This is a genomic window from Mesorhizobium sp. LNHC209A00 (assembly GCF_000502915.1).
GTDB lineage: Bacteria > Pseudomonadota > Alphaproteobacteria > Rhizobiales > Rhizobiaceae > Mesorhizobium.
In genome coordinates, this window is the sequence record NZ_AYWT01000009.1 from 125,666 (window position 1) to 143,751 (window position 18,086).

General features: G+C 62.7%; 16 protein-coding genes and 1 pseudogene. 9 read left to right on the top strand and 8 right to left on the bottom strand.

Annotated elements, in window-relative coordinates:
• Window positions 1-6: 6 nt before the first annotated feature.
• The 7 genes and pseudogenes from X739_RS144880 to fabD form a co-directional block, all read right to left on the bottom strand.
• Window positions 7-897 (bottom strand): YicC/YloC family endoribonuclease, encoded by an 891-nt coding sequence (locus X739_RS144880; RefSeq protein ID WP_023795294.1) that lies wholly within the window; start codon window positions 895-897, stop codon window positions 7-9.
• A 155-nt stretch (window positions 898-1,052) separates the two neighbouring features.
• Window positions 1,053-2,333: an endolytic transglycosylase MltG gene (gene mltG, locus X739_RS144875; protein WP_023795295.1), complete on the bottom strand. Its 1,281-nt coding sequence runs from the start codon at window positions 2,331-2,333 to the stop codon at window positions 1,053-1,055.
• A gap of 102 nt (window positions 2,334-2,435) precedes the next feature.
• A complete protein-coding gene (gene fabF / locus X739_RS144870; RefSeq protein ID WP_023773396.1) occupies window positions 2,436-3,698 on the bottom strand; it encodes a beta-ketoacyl-ACP synthase II in 1,263 nt (420 codons plus the stop codon).
• Between the two features lie 34 nt (window positions 3,699-3,732).
• On the bottom strand, window positions 3,733-3,969 hold the full coding sequence (locus X739_RS144865; protein WP_006203723.1) for an acyl carrier protein: 237 nt from the start codon (window positions 3,967-3,969) through the stop codon (window positions 3,733-3,735).
• A gap of 211 nt (window positions 3,970-4,180) precedes the next feature.
• Window positions 4,181-4,918: a 3-oxoacyl-[acyl-carrier-protein] reductase gene (fabG, locus tag X739_RS144860; protein ID WP_023795296.1), complete on the bottom strand. Its 738-nt coding sequence runs from the start codon at window positions 4,916-4,918 to the stop codon at window positions 4,181-4,183.
• 31 nt (window positions 4,919-4,949) lie between these two features.
• Window positions 4,950-5,057: pseudogene (locus tag X739_RS1000000168325) on the bottom strand (type II toxin-antitoxin system RelE/ParE family toxin); the annotation flags it as partial.
• Window positions 5,058-5,095: 38 nt separating this feature from the next.
• Window positions 5,096-6,046: an ACP S-malonyltransferase gene (fabD, locus tag X739_RS144855; protein ID WP_023773393.1), complete on the bottom strand. Its 951-nt coding sequence runs from the start codon at window positions 6,044-6,046 to the stop codon at window positions 5,096-5,098.
• 243 nt (window positions 6,047-6,289) lie between these two features.
• Here fabD and X739_RS144850 point away from each other — a divergent pair, with 243 nt between their 5' ends.
• Entirely contained in the window at window positions 6,290-8,251 is a 1,962-nt protein-coding gene (locus X739_RS144850; RefSeq protein ID WP_023795297.1) for an LTA synthase family protein, read from the top strand.
• A 52-nt stretch (window positions 8,252-8,303) separates the two neighbouring features.
• Here X739_RS144850 and X739_RS144845 read toward each other — a convergent pair whose 3' ends face one another.
• Entirely contained in the window at window positions 8,304-9,950 is a 1,647-nt protein-coding gene (locus X739_RS144845) for a pilus assembly protein (RefSeq protein ID WP_023795298.1), read from the bottom strand.
• 459 nt (window positions 9,951-10,409) lie between these two features.
• On the opposite strand from X739_RS144845, the gene rpsF reads away from it, so the two are divergent.
• The 8 genes from rpsF to radA all read left to right on the top strand — a co-directional run bounded on the left by rpsF (window position 10,410) and on the right by radA (window position 18,071).
• Window positions 10,410-10,898 (top strand): 30S ribosomal protein S6, encoded by a 489-nt coding sequence (gene rpsF, locus X739_RS144840; RefSeq protein WP_015318508.1) that lies wholly within the window; start codon window positions 10,410-10,412, stop codon window positions 10,896-10,898.
• The gene (gene rpsR / locus X739_RS144835; protein WP_006203718.1) at window positions 10,898-11,146 is read left to right on the top strand and encodes a 30S ribosomal protein S18; all 249 of its coding nucleotides are present in this window, start codon (window positions 10,898-10,900) and stop codon (window positions 11,144-11,146) included. The genes rpsF and rpsR overlap by 1 nt, the downstream gene beginning before the upstream one ends.
• A 213-nt stretch (window positions 11,147-11,359) precedes the next feature.
• A complete protein-coding gene (rplI, locus tag X739_RS144830) occupies window positions 11,360-11,944 on the top strand; it encodes a 50S ribosomal protein L9 (RefSeq protein WP_023773390.1) in 585 nt (194 codons plus the stop codon).
• A 177-nt stretch (window positions 11,945-12,121) separates the two neighbouring features.
• Complete coding sequence (locus tag X739_RS144825) at window positions 12,122-13,414, top strand: cyclopropane-fatty-acyl-phospholipid synthase family protein (protein ID WP_023795299.1); 1,293 nt, start codon at window positions 12,122-12,124, stop codon at window positions 13,412-13,414.
• An 89-nt stretch (window positions 13,415-13,503) separates the two neighbouring features.
• Window positions 13,504-13,827, top strand: coding sequence for a YnfA family protein (locus X739_RS144820; protein ID WP_023782884.1), 324 nt, complete (start codon window positions 13,504-13,506; stop codon window positions 13,825-13,827).
• Window positions 13,828-13,829: 2 nt separating this feature from the next.
• Entirely contained in the window at window positions 13,830-14,795 is a 966-nt protein-coding gene (locus X739_RS144815) for a small ribosomal subunit Rsm22 family protein (RefSeq protein ID WP_023773387.1), read from the top strand.
• Window positions 14,796-15,040: 245 nt separating this feature from the next.
• Window positions 15,041-16,531: a replicative DNA helicase gene (locus tag X739_RS144810; RefSeq protein ID WP_023773386.1), complete on the top strand. Its 1,491-nt coding sequence runs from the start codon at window positions 15,041-15,043 to the stop codon at window positions 16,529-16,531.
• Window positions 16,532-16,667: 136 nt separating this feature from the next.
• Window positions 16,668-18,071 carry a DNA repair protein RadA gene (gene radA, locus X739_RS144805; protein WP_023773385.1) on the top strand — a complete coding sequence of 468 codons (1,404 nt, stop codon included), beginning with the start codon at window positions 16,668-16,670 and terminating at the stop codon, window positions 18,069-18,071.
• The last annotated feature ends 15 nt before the right edge of the window (window positions 18,072-18,086 follow it).

The window sequence follows — 18,086 nt, forward strand, 5'->3', positions numbered from 1 at the left end:
CATCGGCTACTCCAGATTCTGGACCTGTTCACGAAACTGGTCGACGACCGCCTTCAGTTCCAGCCCGATCGCGGTGACGGCGGCGGCATTCGACTTCGAACACAGCGTATTCGATTCACGGTTAAATTCTTGTGCCAGAAAATCGAGCTTGCGGCCAACGGCGCCGCCGCCCTCGAGCAGGGCCCGGCCAGACGCGACGTGCGTTTTCAGCCGGTCGATTTCTTCGCGAATATCGGCCTTGGTGGCAAGAAACGCCGCCTCCATGTGCAATCGGCTTGCATCCAGATTGGCGGATGCGTCCATCAACAGCCTGACCTGCTCGGCGATGCGTTCGCGGATCGCCACCGTCTCGCGCGACGGGTCCGCTTCCGCGCGCAGCGTCAGTGTCTCGATGGTGTCGATATGACCTGACAACAGCAGGGCCAGTGCGGCACCTTCGCCCTGCCGGGCCTGTTCCAGGCCGTTCAGCGCCACGTCGAGCGCGGCCATGATGGCGGTGTCGAGCGCGGCCCGCGCCTCGTCGGTTTCGATGGTTTCGGGAACGTCGAGCACACCACGCAGCGACAGCAATCCGTCAGCCGTCGCGGGCGCAACGCCGAACTGTTCCTGCAATCGCTTGGCCAGGCCGGCGAGATCTTTCAGAAACACCTCGTCGACCACTGGTTGCGCCTGGGCGCCGGCGGCACGGCCGATGGTCAGCGTCGCCTGGAAGTTGCCGCGCGCGAAACGCTTCTGCAGCGTTTGCCGAAGCACAGGCTCCAACCGCTCGAACCCCTGAGGCAGCCGCAACCGCACCTCAACGCTCTTGCCGTTGACGGATTTGACTTCCCAGGCAATGGAGGTGCCGTCATGCTCGGCGACGGCGCGCGCAAAACCGGTCATGCTCTGCAAATTCATGTCGCCTGCACATCCCTGGCGCCTCACCCCGAAACCGGTTTTCCGGAGGGACAAGTGCGGCTTAAAATGATCACTCCGCGAATACGTCGAAATCGGACGCCTGGCGTTCCTTCAAATGTCAGGCCGCCGCCTTCCAGGCAACGCTTTTCTTCGCCTTACCGGGCCGCACCCGCATCACCGCCCGCATCGCCATTGTCGCCATCGGTGCCGCTGTCAATGGCAGGCCTGTCGTCAGCAGGCTTGTCGTCAGCAGGCTTGTCGGCACTGCCGCCGGTACCGGCGGCAGCAGCAGCCTTGGCTGCCTCATCGGCCTGCTTCTTCTGCAGCGCGCGATAGCGGGCGACGTTTTCATTATGCTCGTTCAGTGTCGAGGCAAAGACGTGACCGCCCGTGCCGTCGGCGACAAAATAGAGATCTTCGGTCTTCGACGGATTGGCCACGGCCTCAAGGGCCGCGCGGCCCGGATTGGCGATCGGTGTCGGCGGCAAGCCGCTGATCACATAGGTGTTGTAAGGCGTCTGCTTCTGGATGTCGGACTGATAGATCGGGCGATCCGCCGGCTTGCCCTTGCCGCCAAACAGACCGTAGATGATGGTCGGATCGGACTGTAGACGCATGCCCTTGGCCAACCGGTTCAGGAAGACGGCGGCCACGCGTGAGCGTTCATCGCCCTTGCCGGTTTCCTTCTCGACGATCGAGGCCAGGGTGACAAAGTCCTCGACACTGGCCAGCGGCAGATCCGGCGCGCGCCGCTGCCACACCTCATCGACCAGTTTCTTCTGATCGGCGAGCAGCTTGTCGACCATCTGCTGACGCGTTGCGCCACGCGTGAAGCGTAGCGTGTCGGTGGCAAGGCTGCCCTCGGGGGGCGTCTTCGCCGGCATATCGCCGCTCAAAGCGGGTTCGTCGGCGATGCGCTGCAAGGCCTGCTCGACCGTCAGCCCCTCGGGAATAGTCAGCGAATACATCACCGACTTGCCGCTCTTCAGCAGTTCCATGATGTCGCGCATGGATGCCCTGGGCTTGATCTCGTACTCACCGGCCTTGAGCGCGGAATCGTTGCCGAAGGCACGCACGCCGAGGCGGAACACGCGGGCGTCGCTGATCAGTCCGCGGCGCTCGAGCTGGTCGGCAATGTCCTGGACCCCGGTGCTGGGCTTGACAAGGAAAGTGTCGCCATTAGCGGATGGGCCGGGTTCGGTAAATTCCTGCTTGCCGAAATAGAGGGCCACGCCCGCCGCCAGAACCATCAGCATCACCGCGGAGAGGACGAAGTTCATGAACACGACGACCTGGCTGCGCGAAGCGCGCGAGCGTTTCGGCGGCGGTGTTCCGGCTTCCGGCCGCAAGGCTTCGCTGGCCGTCTTCGGCACGATTGGCCCGGTGTTCGCCGGCCTTTGCCCGAATTCTCCGTTGCCCGACGGATTAGTGTTCATGTCGCCCTACCGTTCGATCTCTCAACGAATCCCCTGCGGCAGAGTAGGGGTGAATATGGCAAAATTCACGACACGCCAAAGCATTGTCCGGCAACCGGACCGTCAGCCATTATACCGCTGGAAGACGAGCGAGGCGTTGGTGCCGCCGAAGCCGAAGGAATTGGACAGTGCCACGTCGATCTGGCGGGCGCGTGGCTTGTTCGGCACCAGGTCGATCGCGGTTTCGCGTTCTGGATTGTCGAGGTTGATGGTCGCCGGCGCGATATTGTCGCGGATGGCGAGGATCGAAAAGATCGCCTCGGCCGCGCCTGCCGCTCCCAGCAAATGGCCGATCGACGATTTGGTCGACGACATCGAGATCTTCGACGCCGCATCGCCGACCAGCCGCTCGACAGCGCCGAGTTCGATCGTATCGGCCATGGTCGAGGTGCCGTGCGCATTGATGTAGTCGACATCGGCCGGCGTAAGCTTTGCCCGGTTCAATGCCGCCGTCATGCAACGGAAAGCGCCGTCGCCATCTTCAGCCGGTGCGGTGATGTGATAGGCGTCGCCGGTCAGGCCGTAGCCGGTCACCTCGGCATAGATCTTGGCGCCGCGCGCCTTGGCATGCTCGAGCTCCTCCAGCACGAGGACGCCGGCGCCCTCGCCCATGACGAAGCCGTCACGGTCGCGGTCATAGGGCCGCGAGGCCGTTTGCGGGGTATCGTTGCGCTCGGTCGACAGCGCCCGGCACGCGGCGAAGCCGGCGAGCGACAGCCGGGTCACCGGCGATTCGGCGCCGCCAGCCAGCATGATGTCGGCATCGCCGAAGATGATCAGCCGGGCGGCGTCTCCAATGGCGTGCGCACCGGTCGAGCAAGCGGTGACGACAGCGTGGTTGGGGCCTTTCAACCCGTGCCGGATCGAAACCTGGCCCGAAACGAGATTGATGATGTTTCCGGGAATGAAGAACGGGCTGATGCGGCGCGGGCCGCGTTCCTTGAGGATGATCGCGTTCTCGGCGATGCCCTCAAGACCGCCGATACCGGAGCCGATCAGCACACCGGTGGCGCAACGCTCCTCCTCGGTTGAAGGCTGCCAGCCCGAATCCTTCAGCGCTTCATCGGCGGCCGCGATCCCGTACAGGATGAAGTCGCCGATCTTGCGAAGTTCCTTCGGCTCAAGAATGGCTTCGGGATTGAGCGTGCCGTTGGAGCCGTCGCCGCGCGGAATGACGTGGGCGATCTTGCAGGCAAGATCGTCCACCTCGAACTCGGTGACGCGCTTGGCAGCGCTGCGGCCGGTCAGCAGTTCCTTCCAGCCGTGCTCGAAGCCCATACCGAACGGCGAAACCAGGCCAAGGCCCGTGACGACGACACGCCTCATCGCAGGTCCTCCCCGGTGACGACTGCGAAAAGCGTCAGGCCGAAGCCTTGTCGATGTACTTCACCGCATCGCCGACCGTCAGGATGGTCTCGGCCGCGTCATCGGGGATCTCGACGCCGAATTCTTCTTCGAACGCCATGACGAGTTCAACTGTGTCGAGGCTGTCAGCGCCCAGATCATCGATGAAGCTCGCCTGCTCCGTCACTTTGTCGGCATCGACGCCAAGGTGCTCGATGACGATCTTCTTGACGCGCTCTGCGGTGTCACTCATTTGGGGCATCCTCGTCTTTTGTTTGTCTGTCTTCGTTAGCGGGCGGAATGCCGCTAATCAAGCTGAAAGATGGTCCTGCCGGAAACGCAACGGCCACGGACCGGTTTTGCCCGAACCGCCGGGTTGCGGGCCGCATTACACGAAAAATAGCCGAGGTCCAAGCCGAAATGGTGGGTTTTCACAGCCCGTCGGTGTTGCTCTCGGACCTCGCTCAGATCATCGCCATACCGCCATTCACATGAATGGTCTGCCCGGTTACGTAGGCTGCCTCATTCGAAGCCAGATAGGCAACGGCGGATGCCACTTCGGCACTGGTGCCCATGCGCCTGGTGGGGATGGCCGCCATGATCGCCTCTTTCTGCTTGTCATTGAGCTTGTCGGTCATTGCCGATTCGATGAAGCCCGGCGCGACGCAGTTGACGGTGATGTTGCGGGTGGCGATCTCCTGCGCCAGCGATTTGGACAAGCCGATCATGCCGGCCTTGGAGGCGCAGTAATTCGCCTGGCCGGGATTGCCGGTCACCCCGACCACCGAAGTGATGTTGATGATGCGCCCATGGCGGCGGCGCATCATCGGGTGAGTGAGTTCACGGGTCAGCCGGAAAACGGCGGTGAGATTGACCTCCAGCACCGTATCCCAGTCGGCGTCCGACATGCGCACGAACAGGCCGTCCTTGGTGATGCCGGCATTGTTGACCAGGATGTCGACGCCCTCCAGATCGGCCTCCGCCTTGTGGCCGAGTGCCTTGACCTCGTCACGGTTCGACAGGTTGGCCGGGAACAGCTTGACCCGGTCGCCCAGTTCGGAGGCCAGCGTCTCCAGTTTCTCGACGCGCGTGCCGTGCAGGCCGACGGTCGCGCCTTGCGCATGCAACACCCTGGCGATCGCCTCGCCGATGCCCCCCGATGCGCCGGTGACAAGCGCCTTGCGGCCGGTCAGTTCGAACATCTCTTGTCCTCTTCTCAAATCGTACGGACGGTTATCGACAAACATCACCCCGATGGCCAATCGTTACCACCAGAATGACCAGCCGCCTGTCCTGTACATCGCAGATTGCGCGGTAATCCCCAATCCGATATCTCCAAAAAAGTCGTCAAAGAAGATGTCGGCGGCGACGAATTGAAGTCACAGCGCAGCCACAGCCGCCTCCACCTCGGCTGCGGAACCCACGGAGGCGGTGGCGATGTCGCGGTTGATGCGACGAGCCAATCCTGAAAGCACCTTGCCGGCACCGATCTCGTAAAGCGTGGTGACGCCGTTGGCGCCGAACCATTCCACCGTTTCGCGCCAGCGGACGCGACCGGTCACCTGCTCGACCAGGCGCCCGGCGATCCCGTCAGGATCGGTGGACGGCTGCACCGATACGTTGGACACCACGGGAACGATGGGCGCGGTCGTTGTCACGCCGGCAAGTGCCTCACGCATGACATTGGCCGCCGGCGTCATCAGCGCGGAATGGAAGGGCGCCGAAACCTGCAGCATCAGCGCCCGTTTGGCGCCTTTTGCGGTGCACAGTTTCGCTGCCAGTTCAACCGCCGCCTTCGCCCCCGATATGACCAGTTGGCCGCCGCCATTGTCGTTCGCCACCTGGCAGACGGCCCCCTTGCCAGCCCCCAGGGCGGCCTCAACGCAGGCGGCTTCGACATCGGCCTGCTCCAACCCGATGATCGCCGCCATGGCGCCCTCGCCGGCCGGCACCGCTGCCTGCATGGCGTTGCCGCGGATGCGCAGCAGACGGGCGGCATCGGCAACGGAAACGAAGCCGGCGGCGGCGAGTGCCGAATATTCGCCCAGCGAATGGCCGGCGACATAAGCGATCTTGTCCTTCAGCGAGAAACCGCGCGTTTCCAGCGCCCTGATCGCCGCCAGCGACACCGCCATCAGCGCCGGCTGCGCATTGGCCGTCAGCGTCAACGTCTCTTCGGGACCCTCCCAGATCAGCTTCGACAGGTTTTCGCCGAGCGCGTCATCGACTTCCTGGAAAATCCTGCGTGCCTCCGGAAAGGCATCGGCAAGATCCTTGCCCATGCCGACAGCCTGGCTACCCTGTCCCGGAAAGGTGAATGCAACGGCCATGCGAGGGCTCCCCTGACTGGTTTTGCTTGCCTGATACTACGAATTTTTCCTGCCTGTGACGCAAGGCAGGCCGCCAAGTCAAGCCACTTCAGCCCATGCCAATGGGCTTATCCATGTGTGAGTGCCTGTTCCGAAAGGCTTTTTGGCGATCACACCTGATGAAAACCGCTCACGAATCGTTCGCTGGCTCTTCTTATTTCCGCCACAGGCGCTAGCTTTGCGTGACAATTATATGACAATCGAATGACGTGGGTTGTCTTCGGGTGGGAAGTTAAAGTGGCAAAGAGTTTCAAACGTGCCGGCAACGCGGCGCCGCAGTTCCTGGAAGACGATCCGTCCACCGGCTATCTGCCGGGTCGTAGATGGCCTGTTGTCCGCTACGGGCTGATCAGCCTAGTGATCTCGGCCGTCCTAGTGTTCGCCATCGAATTGATCGTGCGCGGTGATATCGCCGGCACCGTTTCCTTCTTCCTGCAGCCGTTCAAGCCGGGCTGGACAACCATCGTCGTCTTCGCGCTGGTCCTGATCGGTCTCGACGCGGTGCTCGGCCGCAGTCATCAGAGCCTGATGATCGTTGCGCCGCTGACCCTGTCGCTGGCCTTTGTCGGCCACCAGAAGTCGCATTATCTCGGCGATCCGCTCTACCCGACGGATTTCCTCTACGCCCGCCAGATCTTCGCCCTGTTGCCGCTCTTGGTGCGTGAGCGGCCAATGACGGCGCTGGCCATGGTCGCGGGCATCGTCGCCGGCCTGTCCCTGCTCGTCTATGGCTGGCGGCTATGGCGCCGCAAGATTCCGGCCCTCAGCCGCAAGGGCCGCCTTGCCCGGCTGACGTTGGCGGTGCCGCTGCTCGCCTTCTTCGTCTCGATCATGGATTACGCCACCTTCTCGTGGACCAGGGACCGGCTGCAGATCATCCCGATCATGTGGGACCAGAAGGAAAACTACGCCTCCAACGGCTTCGCGCTCGCCTTCGCGCTCAACGTGCCGATGGCGCATGTCTCGGCACCGCCGGGCTATTCCGACAAGGCGATCGCGGCGATCGAGCGGCCCGAGGTGACCGCCTCGGTGCCGGCCCAGAAGCCGGACATCATCATCGTCATGAGCGAATCCTTCTGGGATCCAACCAAGCTGCCCGGAGTCACCATTAACCCCGATCCGATGCCCAATGTGCGGGCGCTCCGCTCGGGCTCGATGTTCTCGCCCGAATTCGGCGGCATGACCGCCAACATCGAATTCGAAGCGCTGACCGGCTTTTCCAATGCTTTCCTGCCGGCCGGCAGCATCCCCTACCAGCAATATGTCCGCACCCCGACGCCGTCGATGGCGACCTTCTTGAAGAGCGAAGGCTATAGGGCACGCGCCATCCATCCAGGCACGAACTGGTTCTGGAACCGCGGGGCGGTCTATGCCGATTTCGGTTTCAACGACTTCAAATCGGAAGAGACGCTGCCGCCCATGGAAAAGCGCGGACCGCTGGCATCCGACGCGGCGATGACCGACGAGATCATACGCGAAGCGGACGCCAGCGAGGACCCGGTGTTCTTCTTCGCCGTTAGCCTGCAGAACCACGGCCCCTATGAACCGAACCGTTATTCGAACCCGACCCATTCGGTGCAAGCGCCGATCAGCCAGTGGGCGCGCGACTCGCTGCTCTCTTACGCCGAAGGTTCAGCCGACGCGGACCGCGGCCTTGAACGGCTGATCGAATGGGCCAAGACGCGCGAGCGGCCGACGATTGTCGCGTTTTTCGGTGACCACCTGCCGCCGCTCGGACCGGTCTATGTCGAGACCGGCTTCCTGAAGGACAACGTCGCACCGCGCAAGGAACCGACGCCGGAAGCCGCCCTCGAACATCACGCGACACCGCTGATCATCTGGTCGAACCGCTCGGGCCCGGTCGAGAACCTGGGCACGGTCAGCCCCGCGTTCCTGCCCTATCATATCCTCACCGCCGCCGGCATCACCCATCCTTACTACACCGGCTTCCTGGGCGAGATGCGGGAGCGCTATCGCGTTGTCGACCGCAACCTGCTGCTCACCCCGGCCGGCGCGGCCACGCCCGACTGGTCGCGTCAGAAGGAGATCGACCCGGCGATCCGCGATTTCCAGCTGATCCAGTATGACATGATGTTCGGCAAGCGCCATGCCGCGCCCGACTTCTTCCCCGAAACGGTCGACAAGGTCGTCGTGCATACGAGTTGAACCGATCGGCGGGCGATTGATTTCCCTGCCGCCCGCCTTCGGATCAGCCAACTCAGTTCGTCAGTTGCAGCTTCGAAAATTTGTTGGCGATCTGCAGAAACACGTTCGGCAGCTTGGCCGGATCGTTGACGGCATAATAGTCGCTGGGGGTCGAGGCGCAGGCGCTGTAAAGGGTGCGGTTGGCGGCGGTGTCGGATTGTAGCACCATGGTGTAGATTTGCACGCCCTCATCCTTCAATTGAGTGCAGACGCTCTTGGTCCACCCGTCGACGTTGCGCGCCGCTGCCGTCTGGTTGTCCGATCCGAAACGGCCACCCGCGAGATAGCCATAAGATGTGTAGTCGGATTTGGTTGGCTGTTCGCTGGCGCCATAAACGACATTCTCGCCGTCGGTGAGCAGCAGCACGATCTTGCTAACGCCTGGTGTTTTCCATGGCGCGCCGTCGGTGTACGGCGCGCCAGGCGAGAGCACGCGCATGCCCCATGACAGGCCTTCGGAAACATTGGTCCCCGAGCCGTTCCACTCAGTCATCTGACTGGCTGCCTTGCGCAGTTTGTCGAAATCGCCGGTCAGGGGAACCACCGGTGTCGGACACGCACGGTTCGGGCCTACGGTGATGGCGGAGCCGGTCTCGGTGATGAGTTCCCTGGCGGGCGCGACATATTTGGCGATCTTTTCCTTGGCGGAATTTCCAGGCGCCAACACATCGCCAAGAAGATCACTGAAATCGATACGCAGGAGGTTGCCTTTCTGCTTGGCGAGCTTGGCCTTGTCGCTGACGTCGTCCAGATAGGAGTTATTGTAATATTTAGCCGAATTGCCATAGGACGCTGACGGCATCTGGGCATCTTCCGGGTCGTCCGGTGCAAAATACGGAACGAACAGAGAGTCGGGTTTGGCCGGATCGGGTGGGGTGTCCGAAATATTGTAAGCGCCCGGTCGCGCCTCGACACAGCCCTTCCATCCTGTGCCGTTCCATCCGGGCTCGGTCCATCCATTCTCCTTGAGCTGCTTGAACAGCGCCATATGGTTGGGCCGCTTGCCATCTACGACCGGGAAATTGACGCCATTGGTTGAGGATTTACCGTCCATGTCGACCCATGACGGATCGAATTCGTCGCCATTGACGTTGACGGCCGTGACGAAAGGAACCAGCGAGGCGCGGACCTCGCGCGTCGGCGACTTTGTCGCTTCAAGCGTGTCCAGCAACGATTTCGTCGCTGTTCTCAGCGCGGCAATGCGGACGCCTGCCATAGAACCGGTATTGTCCAGCACCAGCACGACTTCGAGCTGATTGTTCGATTCGACCGCCGAGGCATCGACCACGATGTGCTTGCTCTGACCAAACAGGAAAGCGAAATTCAAGCCGACGTCGGCCGAGGCCACCGCCTTGGTCTTGATGAAATTGACGCCCCGGTCGACGGCCAGGGTCGCCTTGGCGTTGACGAGTTCACCATGCCCGGCGATGTTGACCTGGAAATAGCGGTCGAAAGCATCGGTGCGGGTAATGTCCAGATCGCCAAGATGGGAAGAGGCAAGATTTGCCGCATCGAGTGCATTCTGCAGGTTGCTCTTTGCCCGCATCATGGTCGAGACGTCGGTCGCGAAGGCCACGGCCGACAGAATGGCCGGCAGCCCCAATCCCATCAGAAGCGCGAAATTGCCGCTCTTCGAGCGCCAGAATCTGTTGAGAAGCATCCTTACCCCGCAAATGCTTGCCGCTCGATATGCGCGGTTATCGGGCTTTTGCGCCTTGCATGATGAATCGACCGTTGACGGCGTGGCTCAACCCTGCACAACCTGACATTGTGGTTAAGGGCCGGTTGCCGGGAAATCGCCAGGCCTTGCCGGTGCTGCCACCTCGTCCTTGCGGCCTGCGACATCAGGGAATGGCGCTTGGCCTTGCTTTATCAGCGGATTGCTTTATAGACGCCGCCAATCTGCCGGTCCCAGCTGGGGGCTGAACGGAGGGCCGGAGGTTTTTTGAAAACCTTCGTGTGAAGCCAGAAGCGCTTCCGCCTCCCGTGTCTCCGCTCTCGACCGTCTCGTCATGCTCCTTTCTTCCCCGCGCCTTTGAGGCACATGCGGGTCAGAGAAGTTGCAGAGGCTTTTGCCGCCGGGAACCGGGAGAGAAACGAAGAAAGGCACTGAACCATAATGGCTCTTTACGAACATGTGTTTCTTGCCCGGCAGGACCTCTCGCAGCAGCAGGTCGATGCGCTTGTCGAACAGTACAAGGGTGTCATCTCAGCGAATGGCGGGTCCGTCGGCCGGGTCGAGAACTGGGGACTGAAGTCCCTCACCTACCGGGTCAACAAGAACCGGAAGGCATACTACACGCTGATGGACCTCACCTGCCCGCCGGCAGCGCTCAACGAGATGGAGCGCCAGATGGGTCTGTCCGAGGACGTGCTGCGTTTCCTGACCATCAAGGTCGAGGCGCATGAGGAAGGCCCTTCGGCCATGATGCAGAAGCGCGAAGAGCGCTCCGAGCGCGGTGGCTTCGGCGATCGCGACCGTGGCGATCGGCCGGCCCGCAGCTTCGGCGACCGCGGCGATCGTGGCCCGCGTTCGTTCGGCGATCGCGAAGGCGGCGACCGTGGTCCGCGCCGTCCGCGCGAAGGTTTTGAAGGGGGTGCAGAATAATGGTCGACATCAACCAGATCCCGACCCGGCGCCCTTTCCATCGCCGCCGCAAGACCTGCCCGTTCTCCGGCGCCAATGCCCCGAAGATCGACTACAAGGACGTGCGTCTTTTGCAGCGCTACATTTCCGAGCGCGGCAAGATCGTGCCGTCGCGCATCACCGCCGTCAGCCAGAAGAAGCAGCGCGAGCTCGCCAAGGCGATCAAGCGCGCCCGTTTCCTCGGCCTGCTGCCCTACGTGGTTCGCTAAGTCTTCCGAACGGGCGGTTCGCCGCCCGTTCCTGTCACCGGCCATGACGGGCATGACCGGTTAGCATCAAATCCCGAGTTGGGGTCAAAACCTCTAACTGCCGCGACAGGCAGGACAGCGACACCGGCGGCAACGCCCTTTTGCTTCCTGACCTGTTCCAGAGAATTCGGCGTCGGCCTTGTGGGCGGACGCCCAACCAAAAGGAACATAATCATGGACGTCATCCTTCTCGAACGCGTCTCCCGCCTCGGCCAGATGGGCGATACCGTCAAGGTCAAGGACGGTTTTGCCCGCAACTTCCTGCTGCCGCAGGGCAAGGCGTTGCGCGCCAACGAAGCCAACAAAAAGAAGTTCGAAGGCCAGCGCGCCCAGCTCGAAGCCCGCAACCTCGAGCGCAAGTCGGAAGCCGCAGAGGTTGCCGAAAAGCTCGACGGCAAGAGCTTCATCGCCGTTCGCTCGGCTGGTGAAACCGGTCAGCTCTACGGTTCGGTGTCGACGCGCGACATCGCCGACCTGCTGATCGCGGAAGGCTTCACGGTCAACCGCAACCAGATCCAGCTCAACCAGCCAATCAAGACCATCGGTGTCACCAATGTGGCGATCGCGCTGCATCCGGAAGTCGAAGTCACCATCACCCTCAACATCGCCCGCACGGCTGACGAAGCCGAGCGCCAGTCCAAGGGCGAGACGCTGACCACCGCCGAAGCCATTTATGGCGACGACATCAACGACAATGCGCGGCCGGAAAACTTCTTCGATCCGAATGCCGAGTTCGAAGGCGGCGAAGAAAACGCCTGATCACATGCGCTCCGAGCGCCGGACCGGCGCTCCGATCATGCTGTCGATTTCCAGTCATTTCTGGACCAATGCCCGGGCCTCTCGCCCGGGCATTTTTGTGCCAAAAGGAACTTTTCGAAACCCTATATATTGATGCAGAGTAGGACAGCCTGTCTGACCGTGAGGGGACACCGGACCATGAATATTCTGTTGAAGCGCGTTCTCGACCGCCTTGTGCGCACGGGCAGTCTCAAGGTAACCGGGCCGAAAGGCACGACATTCATCTTCGGCGACGGCAGCGGCGAGCTGGTGCACATGCACATCAAGACCCGCCATGCCGAGCGCGCCATCACCTTCGATCCGATGCTGGCGGTGCCTGAATCCTACATGGACGGCGAGCTGGACATTCTGGAAGGCGGCGTGCTCGGACTGATGCGCATTGCCTTCCAGAACATGGGCAGCGGCGGCATCGACGCGACATGGTCGAAAGCCATTGAGGGCCTTCGCCACGCCTTCCGCCGCCTTCAGCAGATCAACACCGCCGCGCGCTCGCGCCGCAACGTGCAACGCCACTACGATCTGTCGGGCGAGCTTTACCGGCTCTTCCTCGATGAGGACATGCAGTATTCCTGTGCCTATTTCGAGCAGCCGGACATGACGCTCGACGAGGCGCAGGCCGCAAAGAAACGTCATATCGCCGCCAAGCTCAGGCTGAAGGCCGGCCAGACGGTGCTCGACATCGGCTCTGGCTGGGGCGGGCTCGGCCTCTATCTGGCCAAGGCCTTCGATGTCGACGTGCAGGGCGTGACGCTGTCGACGGAACAGCATGGCGTCGCCACCGACCGGGCCCATGCGCAAGGGCTGGAAAACCACGTCCATTTCGAATTGAAGGACTATCGCGAGCTCAACGAACGCTTCGACCGCATTGTCTCGGTCGGCATGTTCGAGCATGTCGGGGTCAACCATTACCGCACCTTCTTCGACAAGGCGGCAACATTGCTGAAGCCTGATGGCGTCATGCTTTTGCACACGATCGGCCGCTCCGGCGTGCCTTGGGCGACCAGCGCCTTCATCCGCAAGTATATTTTCCCGGGCGGTTACATCCCGGCAATGTCCGAGGTGCTGCCGGCGATCGAAAAGTCCGGCCTCGTGGTCACCGACGTCGAGATTCTGCGGCTTCATTATGCCGACACGCTGAAGCATTGGGGCCAGCGCTTCGCCGCCAACCGGGACAAGGCAAAGGCGATCTATGACGAACGTTTCTGCCGCATGTGGGAGTTCTATCTGGCCGCCTCGGAAGCTGCCTTCCGTTGGCAGGACTTGGTGATTTTCCAGTTCCAGATCACCAAGAAGAACGACACGCTGCCCATGACGCGCGACTATATGGGCAAATGCGAGAAGGCGCTGGAGTTGCGTGACATGGGCCGCCGCGAGGCGGCTCCTGTCGAGAAGTCCGCCAAGCCCGCCCGCCGACGCAAGGTGGCGGAATAGGGGCAGCGCTGACGGGACGCATTATTGGCGCTTGCCATTGCAGGCTCCTGCCCCGAAAAAGGCCTCGTGATCGTCGCGAGGCCTTTTTCATGACCTATCTCCTCTACACAGCCGCGGCGCTTGCCGAGATCGCCGGCTGCTTTTCGGTGTGGGCGTGGTGGCGGCTGGAGAAGTCGCCGCTCTGGCTGCTGCCTGGCTTTGCCTCTCTGATTGTGTTCGCCTGGCTTCTGGCGTTGGTCGGCACCAATGCGGCCGGCCGCGCCTATGCCGCGTATGGCGGTATCTACATCGCTGCCTCGCTCGCCTGGTTGTGGCTGGCCGAGGGCGTGCGGCCAGATCGCTGGGACCTTGCCGGCGCGGCGCTCTGCATGGCTGGCGCCTCGATCATCCTGCTTGCACCGAGAGGGGCATAGCCGTGGAGCTGCCGGCCGCTCTTCGGCAGGCTGTCGATCGCCTTTTGGAAAAGGTGCCGCTGCCGGACCTGAAACAGGCGGCGAAAACCCTGTCCGACCGCTACCGCGCCGAATTGCGCGACGGTCGGCTGCATATGGCGCAGGACATGGCGGTCAAGGCCTATCTGGCGACGCGGATGCCGGCGACCTACGCCGCGGTCCGCGCCAGCCTCGATGCGCTCGCCGAAGCCCGGCCGGATTTCGCACCCGCGACCTTGCTCGACGTCGGCGCCGGCCCCGGCACCGTGCTTTGGGCCACCAGTGATCTCTGGCCTGAACTGGAACTGGCCACGCTGCTTGAGGCGAGTGCCGCGGTACGCAAGGTCGGTGAGACGCTTGCCGCCGATGCGATCACGGCGCGGACCGTCTGGCGGGCCGGCGATGTCACGACGGACATTGCCGACCTCCAGTCCGCCGACCTCGTCACATGCGCCTATGTGCTGGACGAGATCGCGCCGGCGTCCCTGCCCAAACTGGTCGACCGGCTATGGCAACTCACCAGGGACACGCTGTTGATTGTCGAGCCGGGCACGCCGGCGGGCTGGCTGCGCATTCTAGCTGTACGCGCACAATTGATCGCGGCCGGCGCGCATGTGCTGGCGCCCTGTCCGCACGAGGCGCCCTGCCCGCTCAAACCGCCGGACTGGTGCCACTTTTCCCGCCGCGTCGCCCGCTCGCGCCTGCACCGCCTGGCCAAAGAGGCGGAAGTACCGTGGGAAGATGAGAAATTCATCTATGTCGCCGCTTCGCGCCAGCCGGCTGCCTTCCGCGCCGCGCGGGTCGTCGCGCCGCCGAAATCCGGTTCCGGCAAGGTCGTGCTCAAGCTTTGCGAGGCAAACGGCAGCGCCAGCGAAAGGCTCTTCACCAAGCGCGACGGTGACGCGTTCAAGGTGGCGCGGCGGGCGGATTGGGGCGATTCAATGGCATGAGGATGAAAGAGACGCGACAGCCTTGCAATGCGGTGTCAGCAGCGCTCACTTTCCTGTTTTGTTCTCCTGCGAAAAACGCTAAGTTCGCAACTCTCGATTCGAGTCAATTGCGATTCTTTCCACCGAAAAATTTTGGCTGTGAATCGCGCGTACCAAAGCCGCTTCTTCACGGGCTGTTGCAGATAAGTCAGCACTGACTTGTCCAGTTCTGATATCGACAGACGGGGATTGAAATCGGGGACATCATGGCAGAGGCAGCACGAAAATTCAGCGTGGCGGAGCAACCGCTCTATCGCGAATCGCCCAACAACATCGAGGCCGAGCAGGCGCTGCTTGGCGCTATACTCGTCAACAACGACGCCTTCTACCGGGTGTCCGACTTCCTGAAGTCCGGCCATTTCTACGAACCCCTGCACCGCAAGATCTACGATGTCGCGGCCGAGCTGATCCGGATGGGCAAGGCGGCGACGCCGATCACGCTCAAGACCTTCCTGCCCGCCGACGAAAAGGTCGGCGACATGACGGTAGCGCAGTATGTGGTGCGGCTGGCGGTGGAAGCCGTCACCGTCGTCAACGCCACCGACTACGGCCGCGCCATTTATGATCTGGCGACGCGCCGGGCGCTGATCACCGTCGGCGAGGACATGGTCAACATCGCTTATGACGCCCCTGTCGACATGTCGCCTTCCGAACAGATCGAGGACGCGGAGCGCCGCCTGTTCGAGCTGGCCGAGACCGGGCGCTATGACGGCGGCTTCGAGAGCTTCACCGACGCGGTCAAGACCGCGGTCGACATGGCCAACGCCGCCTATATGCGTGACGGCGGTCTATCGGGCCTCGCCACCGGCATGCGCGATCTCGACCGCCGCATGGGCGGCCTGCAGTCGTCCGATCTGATCATCATCGCCGGCCGTCCAGGCATGGGCAAGACATCACTCGCCACCAACATCGCCTTCAACATCGCCGAGATGTATGAGCCGGCGCAGCAGGCCGATGGCTCATTCAAGGCGGCCAATGGCGGCGTGGTCGGTTTTTTCTCGCTCGAAATGTCGTCCGAACAGCTCGCAACCCGCATCATTTCCGAACAGACGGAAATCTCGTCCTCCAAGATCCGCCGCGGCGAAATCAGCGAAATGGACTTCGAAAAGCTGGTCGCCTGTTCTCAGACCATGCAGAAGATCCCGCTGTTCATCGACCAGACCGGCGGTATTTCCATTGCCCAGTTGTCTGCCCGTGCGCGTCGTCTGAAGCGCCAGCGCGGCCTAGACCTGATCGTCATCGACTATATTCAGCTGATGCAGGGTTCATCCGCCAAGTCTTCGCAGAACCGCGTGCAGGAAATCACCGAGATCACCACGGGCCTGAAGGCTCTGGCCAAGGAGCTGGCCGTGCCGATCATCGCGCTGTCGCAGCTCTCGCGTCAGGTCGAAAGCCGCGACGACAAGCGCCCGCAGCTCTCCGACCTGCGCGAATCCGGTTCGATCGAGCAGGACGCCGACGTCGTCATGTTCGTCTATCGCGAGGAATATTACCTCAAGAACCGCGAGCCGAAGCTCGGCACCGAGGAATACGTCAAGTGGGAAAACGACATGAACGAGATGCGCGGCAAGGCCGAGGTGATCGTGGCCAAGCAGCGCCATGGGCCGACTGGCTCTGTCACGCTCGCCTTCCACGGCGAATTCACCCGCTTCTCCGATCTCGCGGAAGAGCACCATATCGCGGAAAGGTTTGAGTAGCCTCTTGCCAGCGACCTCGCCGATAGCAACGGGTCTCGACGCTCTGCGCCGCCCTCTGTCCTGCCGGACATCTCCTCTACATGGGGGGAGATTGGCTGTCGCGCGCGGCGCCCGCCGGCGGGCGGGAAGGTAAAGCGTGGTCAAATCCCGCGTCCAGTTCATCTGCCAGAATTGCGGTTCGGTGCATCAGCGCTGGGCCGGCAAATGCGATGCCTGCGGCGAGTGGAACACGCTGGTCGAGGAAGGCACATCTGGCGGCATCGGCTCGGGCCCTGCCAACACGCGCAATGCCCGCAAGGGCCGCGCGGTGGTGCTGACAACGCTTTCGGGCGATATCGAGGACGCGCCGCGTATCATCTCAGGCATCGGTGAACTCGACCGCGCCACTGGTGGCGGTTTCGTTCGGGGCTCGGCACTTCTGGTCGGCGGCGATCCCGGTATCGGCAAATCGACGCTGCTCACCCAGGCCGCGGCCGCCCTTGCCTCCAAGGGCCATCGCATCGTCTATGTCTCGGGCGAAGAGGCAGTTGCCCAGATCAGGCTGCGTGCGCAGAGGCTCGGCGTCGCCTCGGCCCCGGTTGAACTCGCGGCCGAGACCAATGTCGAGGATATCCTTGCCACGATCGCCGACGGCAAGCGGCCCGATCTGGTCATCCTCGATTCGATCCAGACGCTGTGGACCGACTTGGCCGATTCGGCGCCAGGCACCGTCACACAGGTGCGCGCCGCCGCCCAGGCGATGATCCGCTACGCGAAATCCACGGGTGCCGCCATCGTGCTGGTCGGCCATGTCACCAAGGAAGGCCAGATCGCGGGTCCGCGCGTGGTCGAGCACATGGTTGACGGCGTGCTCTATTTCGAGGGCGAAGGCGGCCACCACTTCCGCATCCTGCGCACGGTGAAGAACCGCTTCGGACCGACCGACGAGATCGGGGTCTTCGAAATGTCGGACAAAGGTCTGCGCGAGGTCTCCAATCCATCCGAGCTTTTCCTTGGCGAACGGCACGCGAAATCGCCGGGAGCAGCGGTTTTCGCCGGCATGGAAGGCACCAGGCCGGTTCTGGTCGAAATCCAGGCACTGGTCGCGGCCTCCTCGCTTGGCACCCCGCGCCGGGCGGTGGTCGGCTGGGACGGCGCGCGGCTGTCGATGATCCTGGCAGTGCTGGAAGCGCATTGCGGTGTCCGTTTCGGGCAGCATGACGTCTACCTCAACGTCGCCGGCGGCTACCGCATCAGCGAGCCGGCAGCCGATCTCGCGGTCGCAGCCGCACTGGTTTCCTCGCTCACTGGTCTTGCCCTCCCCGCCGATTGCGTCTATTTCGGCGAAATCAGCCTTTCGGGCGCGGTGAGGCCGGTGGCGCATGCGCAGCAGCGTCTCAAGGAAGCCGAAAAGCTGGGTTTTGGTAGCGCGGTTCTGCCCTTGGGCAGCGAGGAACTTGCTGGGGGGATCGGGGCCGGCGCTTTCCAACCGACCGAGCTTGCCGACCTCGTGGCGCGCATAGCCGGCTCACGGCGGGGCCGTGCCGACGATGAAGAATGACGCGGCTCGTCGAGT

Bases quoted from the DNA above. Each gene is read 5' to 3' on its own strand.
- X739_RS144880 (WP_023795294.1), bottom strand. From the start codon at position 897: ATGAATTTGCAGAGCATGACCGGTTTTGCGCGCGCCGTCGCCGAGCAT.
- mltG (WP_023795295.1), bottom strand. From the start codon at position 2,333: ATGAACACTAATCCGTCGGGCAACGGAGAATTCGGGCAAAGGCCGGCG.
- fabF (WP_023773396.1), bottom strand. From the start codon at position 3,698: ATGAGGCGTGTCGTCGTCACGGGCCTTGGCCTGGTTTCGCCGTTCGGT.
- X739_RS144865 (WP_006203723.1), bottom strand. From the start codon at position 3,969: ATGAGTGACACCGCAGAGCGCGTCAAGAAGATCGTCATCGAGCACCTT.
- fabG (WP_023795296.1), bottom strand. From the start codon at position 4,918: ATGTTCGAACTGACCGGCCGCAAGGCGCTTGTCACCGGCGCATCGGGG.
- fabD (WP_023773393.1), bottom strand. From the start codon at position 6,046: ATGGCCGTTGCATTCACCTTTCCGGGACAGGGTAGCCAGGCTGTCGGC.
- X739_RS144850 (WP_023795297.1), top strand. From the start codon at position 6,290: ATGACGTGGGTTGTCTTCGGGTGGGAAGTTAAAGTGGCAAAGAGTTTC.
- X739_RS144845 (WP_023795298.1), bottom strand. From the start codon at position 9,950: ATGCTTCTCAACAGATTCTGGCGCTCGAAGAGCGGCAATTTCGCGCTT.
- rpsF (WP_015318508.1), top strand. From the start codon at position 10,410: ATGGCTCTTTACGAACATGTGTTTCTTGCCCGGCAGGACCTCTCGCAG.
- rpsR (WP_006203718.1), top strand. From the start codon at position 10,898: ATGGTCGACATCAACCAGATCCCGACCCGGCGCCCTTTCCATCGCCGC.
- rplI (WP_023773390.1), top strand. From the start codon at position 11,360: ATGGACGTCATCCTTCTCGAACGCGTCTCCCGCCTCGGCCAGATGGGC.
- X739_RS144825 (WP_023795299.1), top strand. From the start codon at position 12,122: ATGAATATTCTGTTGAAGCGCGTTCTCGACCGCCTTGTGCGCACGGGC.
- X739_RS144820 (WP_023782884.1), top strand. From the start codon at position 13,504: ATGACCTATCTCCTCTACACAGCCGCGGCGCTTGCCGAGATCGCCGGC.
- X739_RS144810 (WP_023773386.1), top strand. From the start codon at position 15,041: ATGGCAGAGGCAGCACGAAAATTCAGCGTGGCGGAGCAACCGCTCTAT.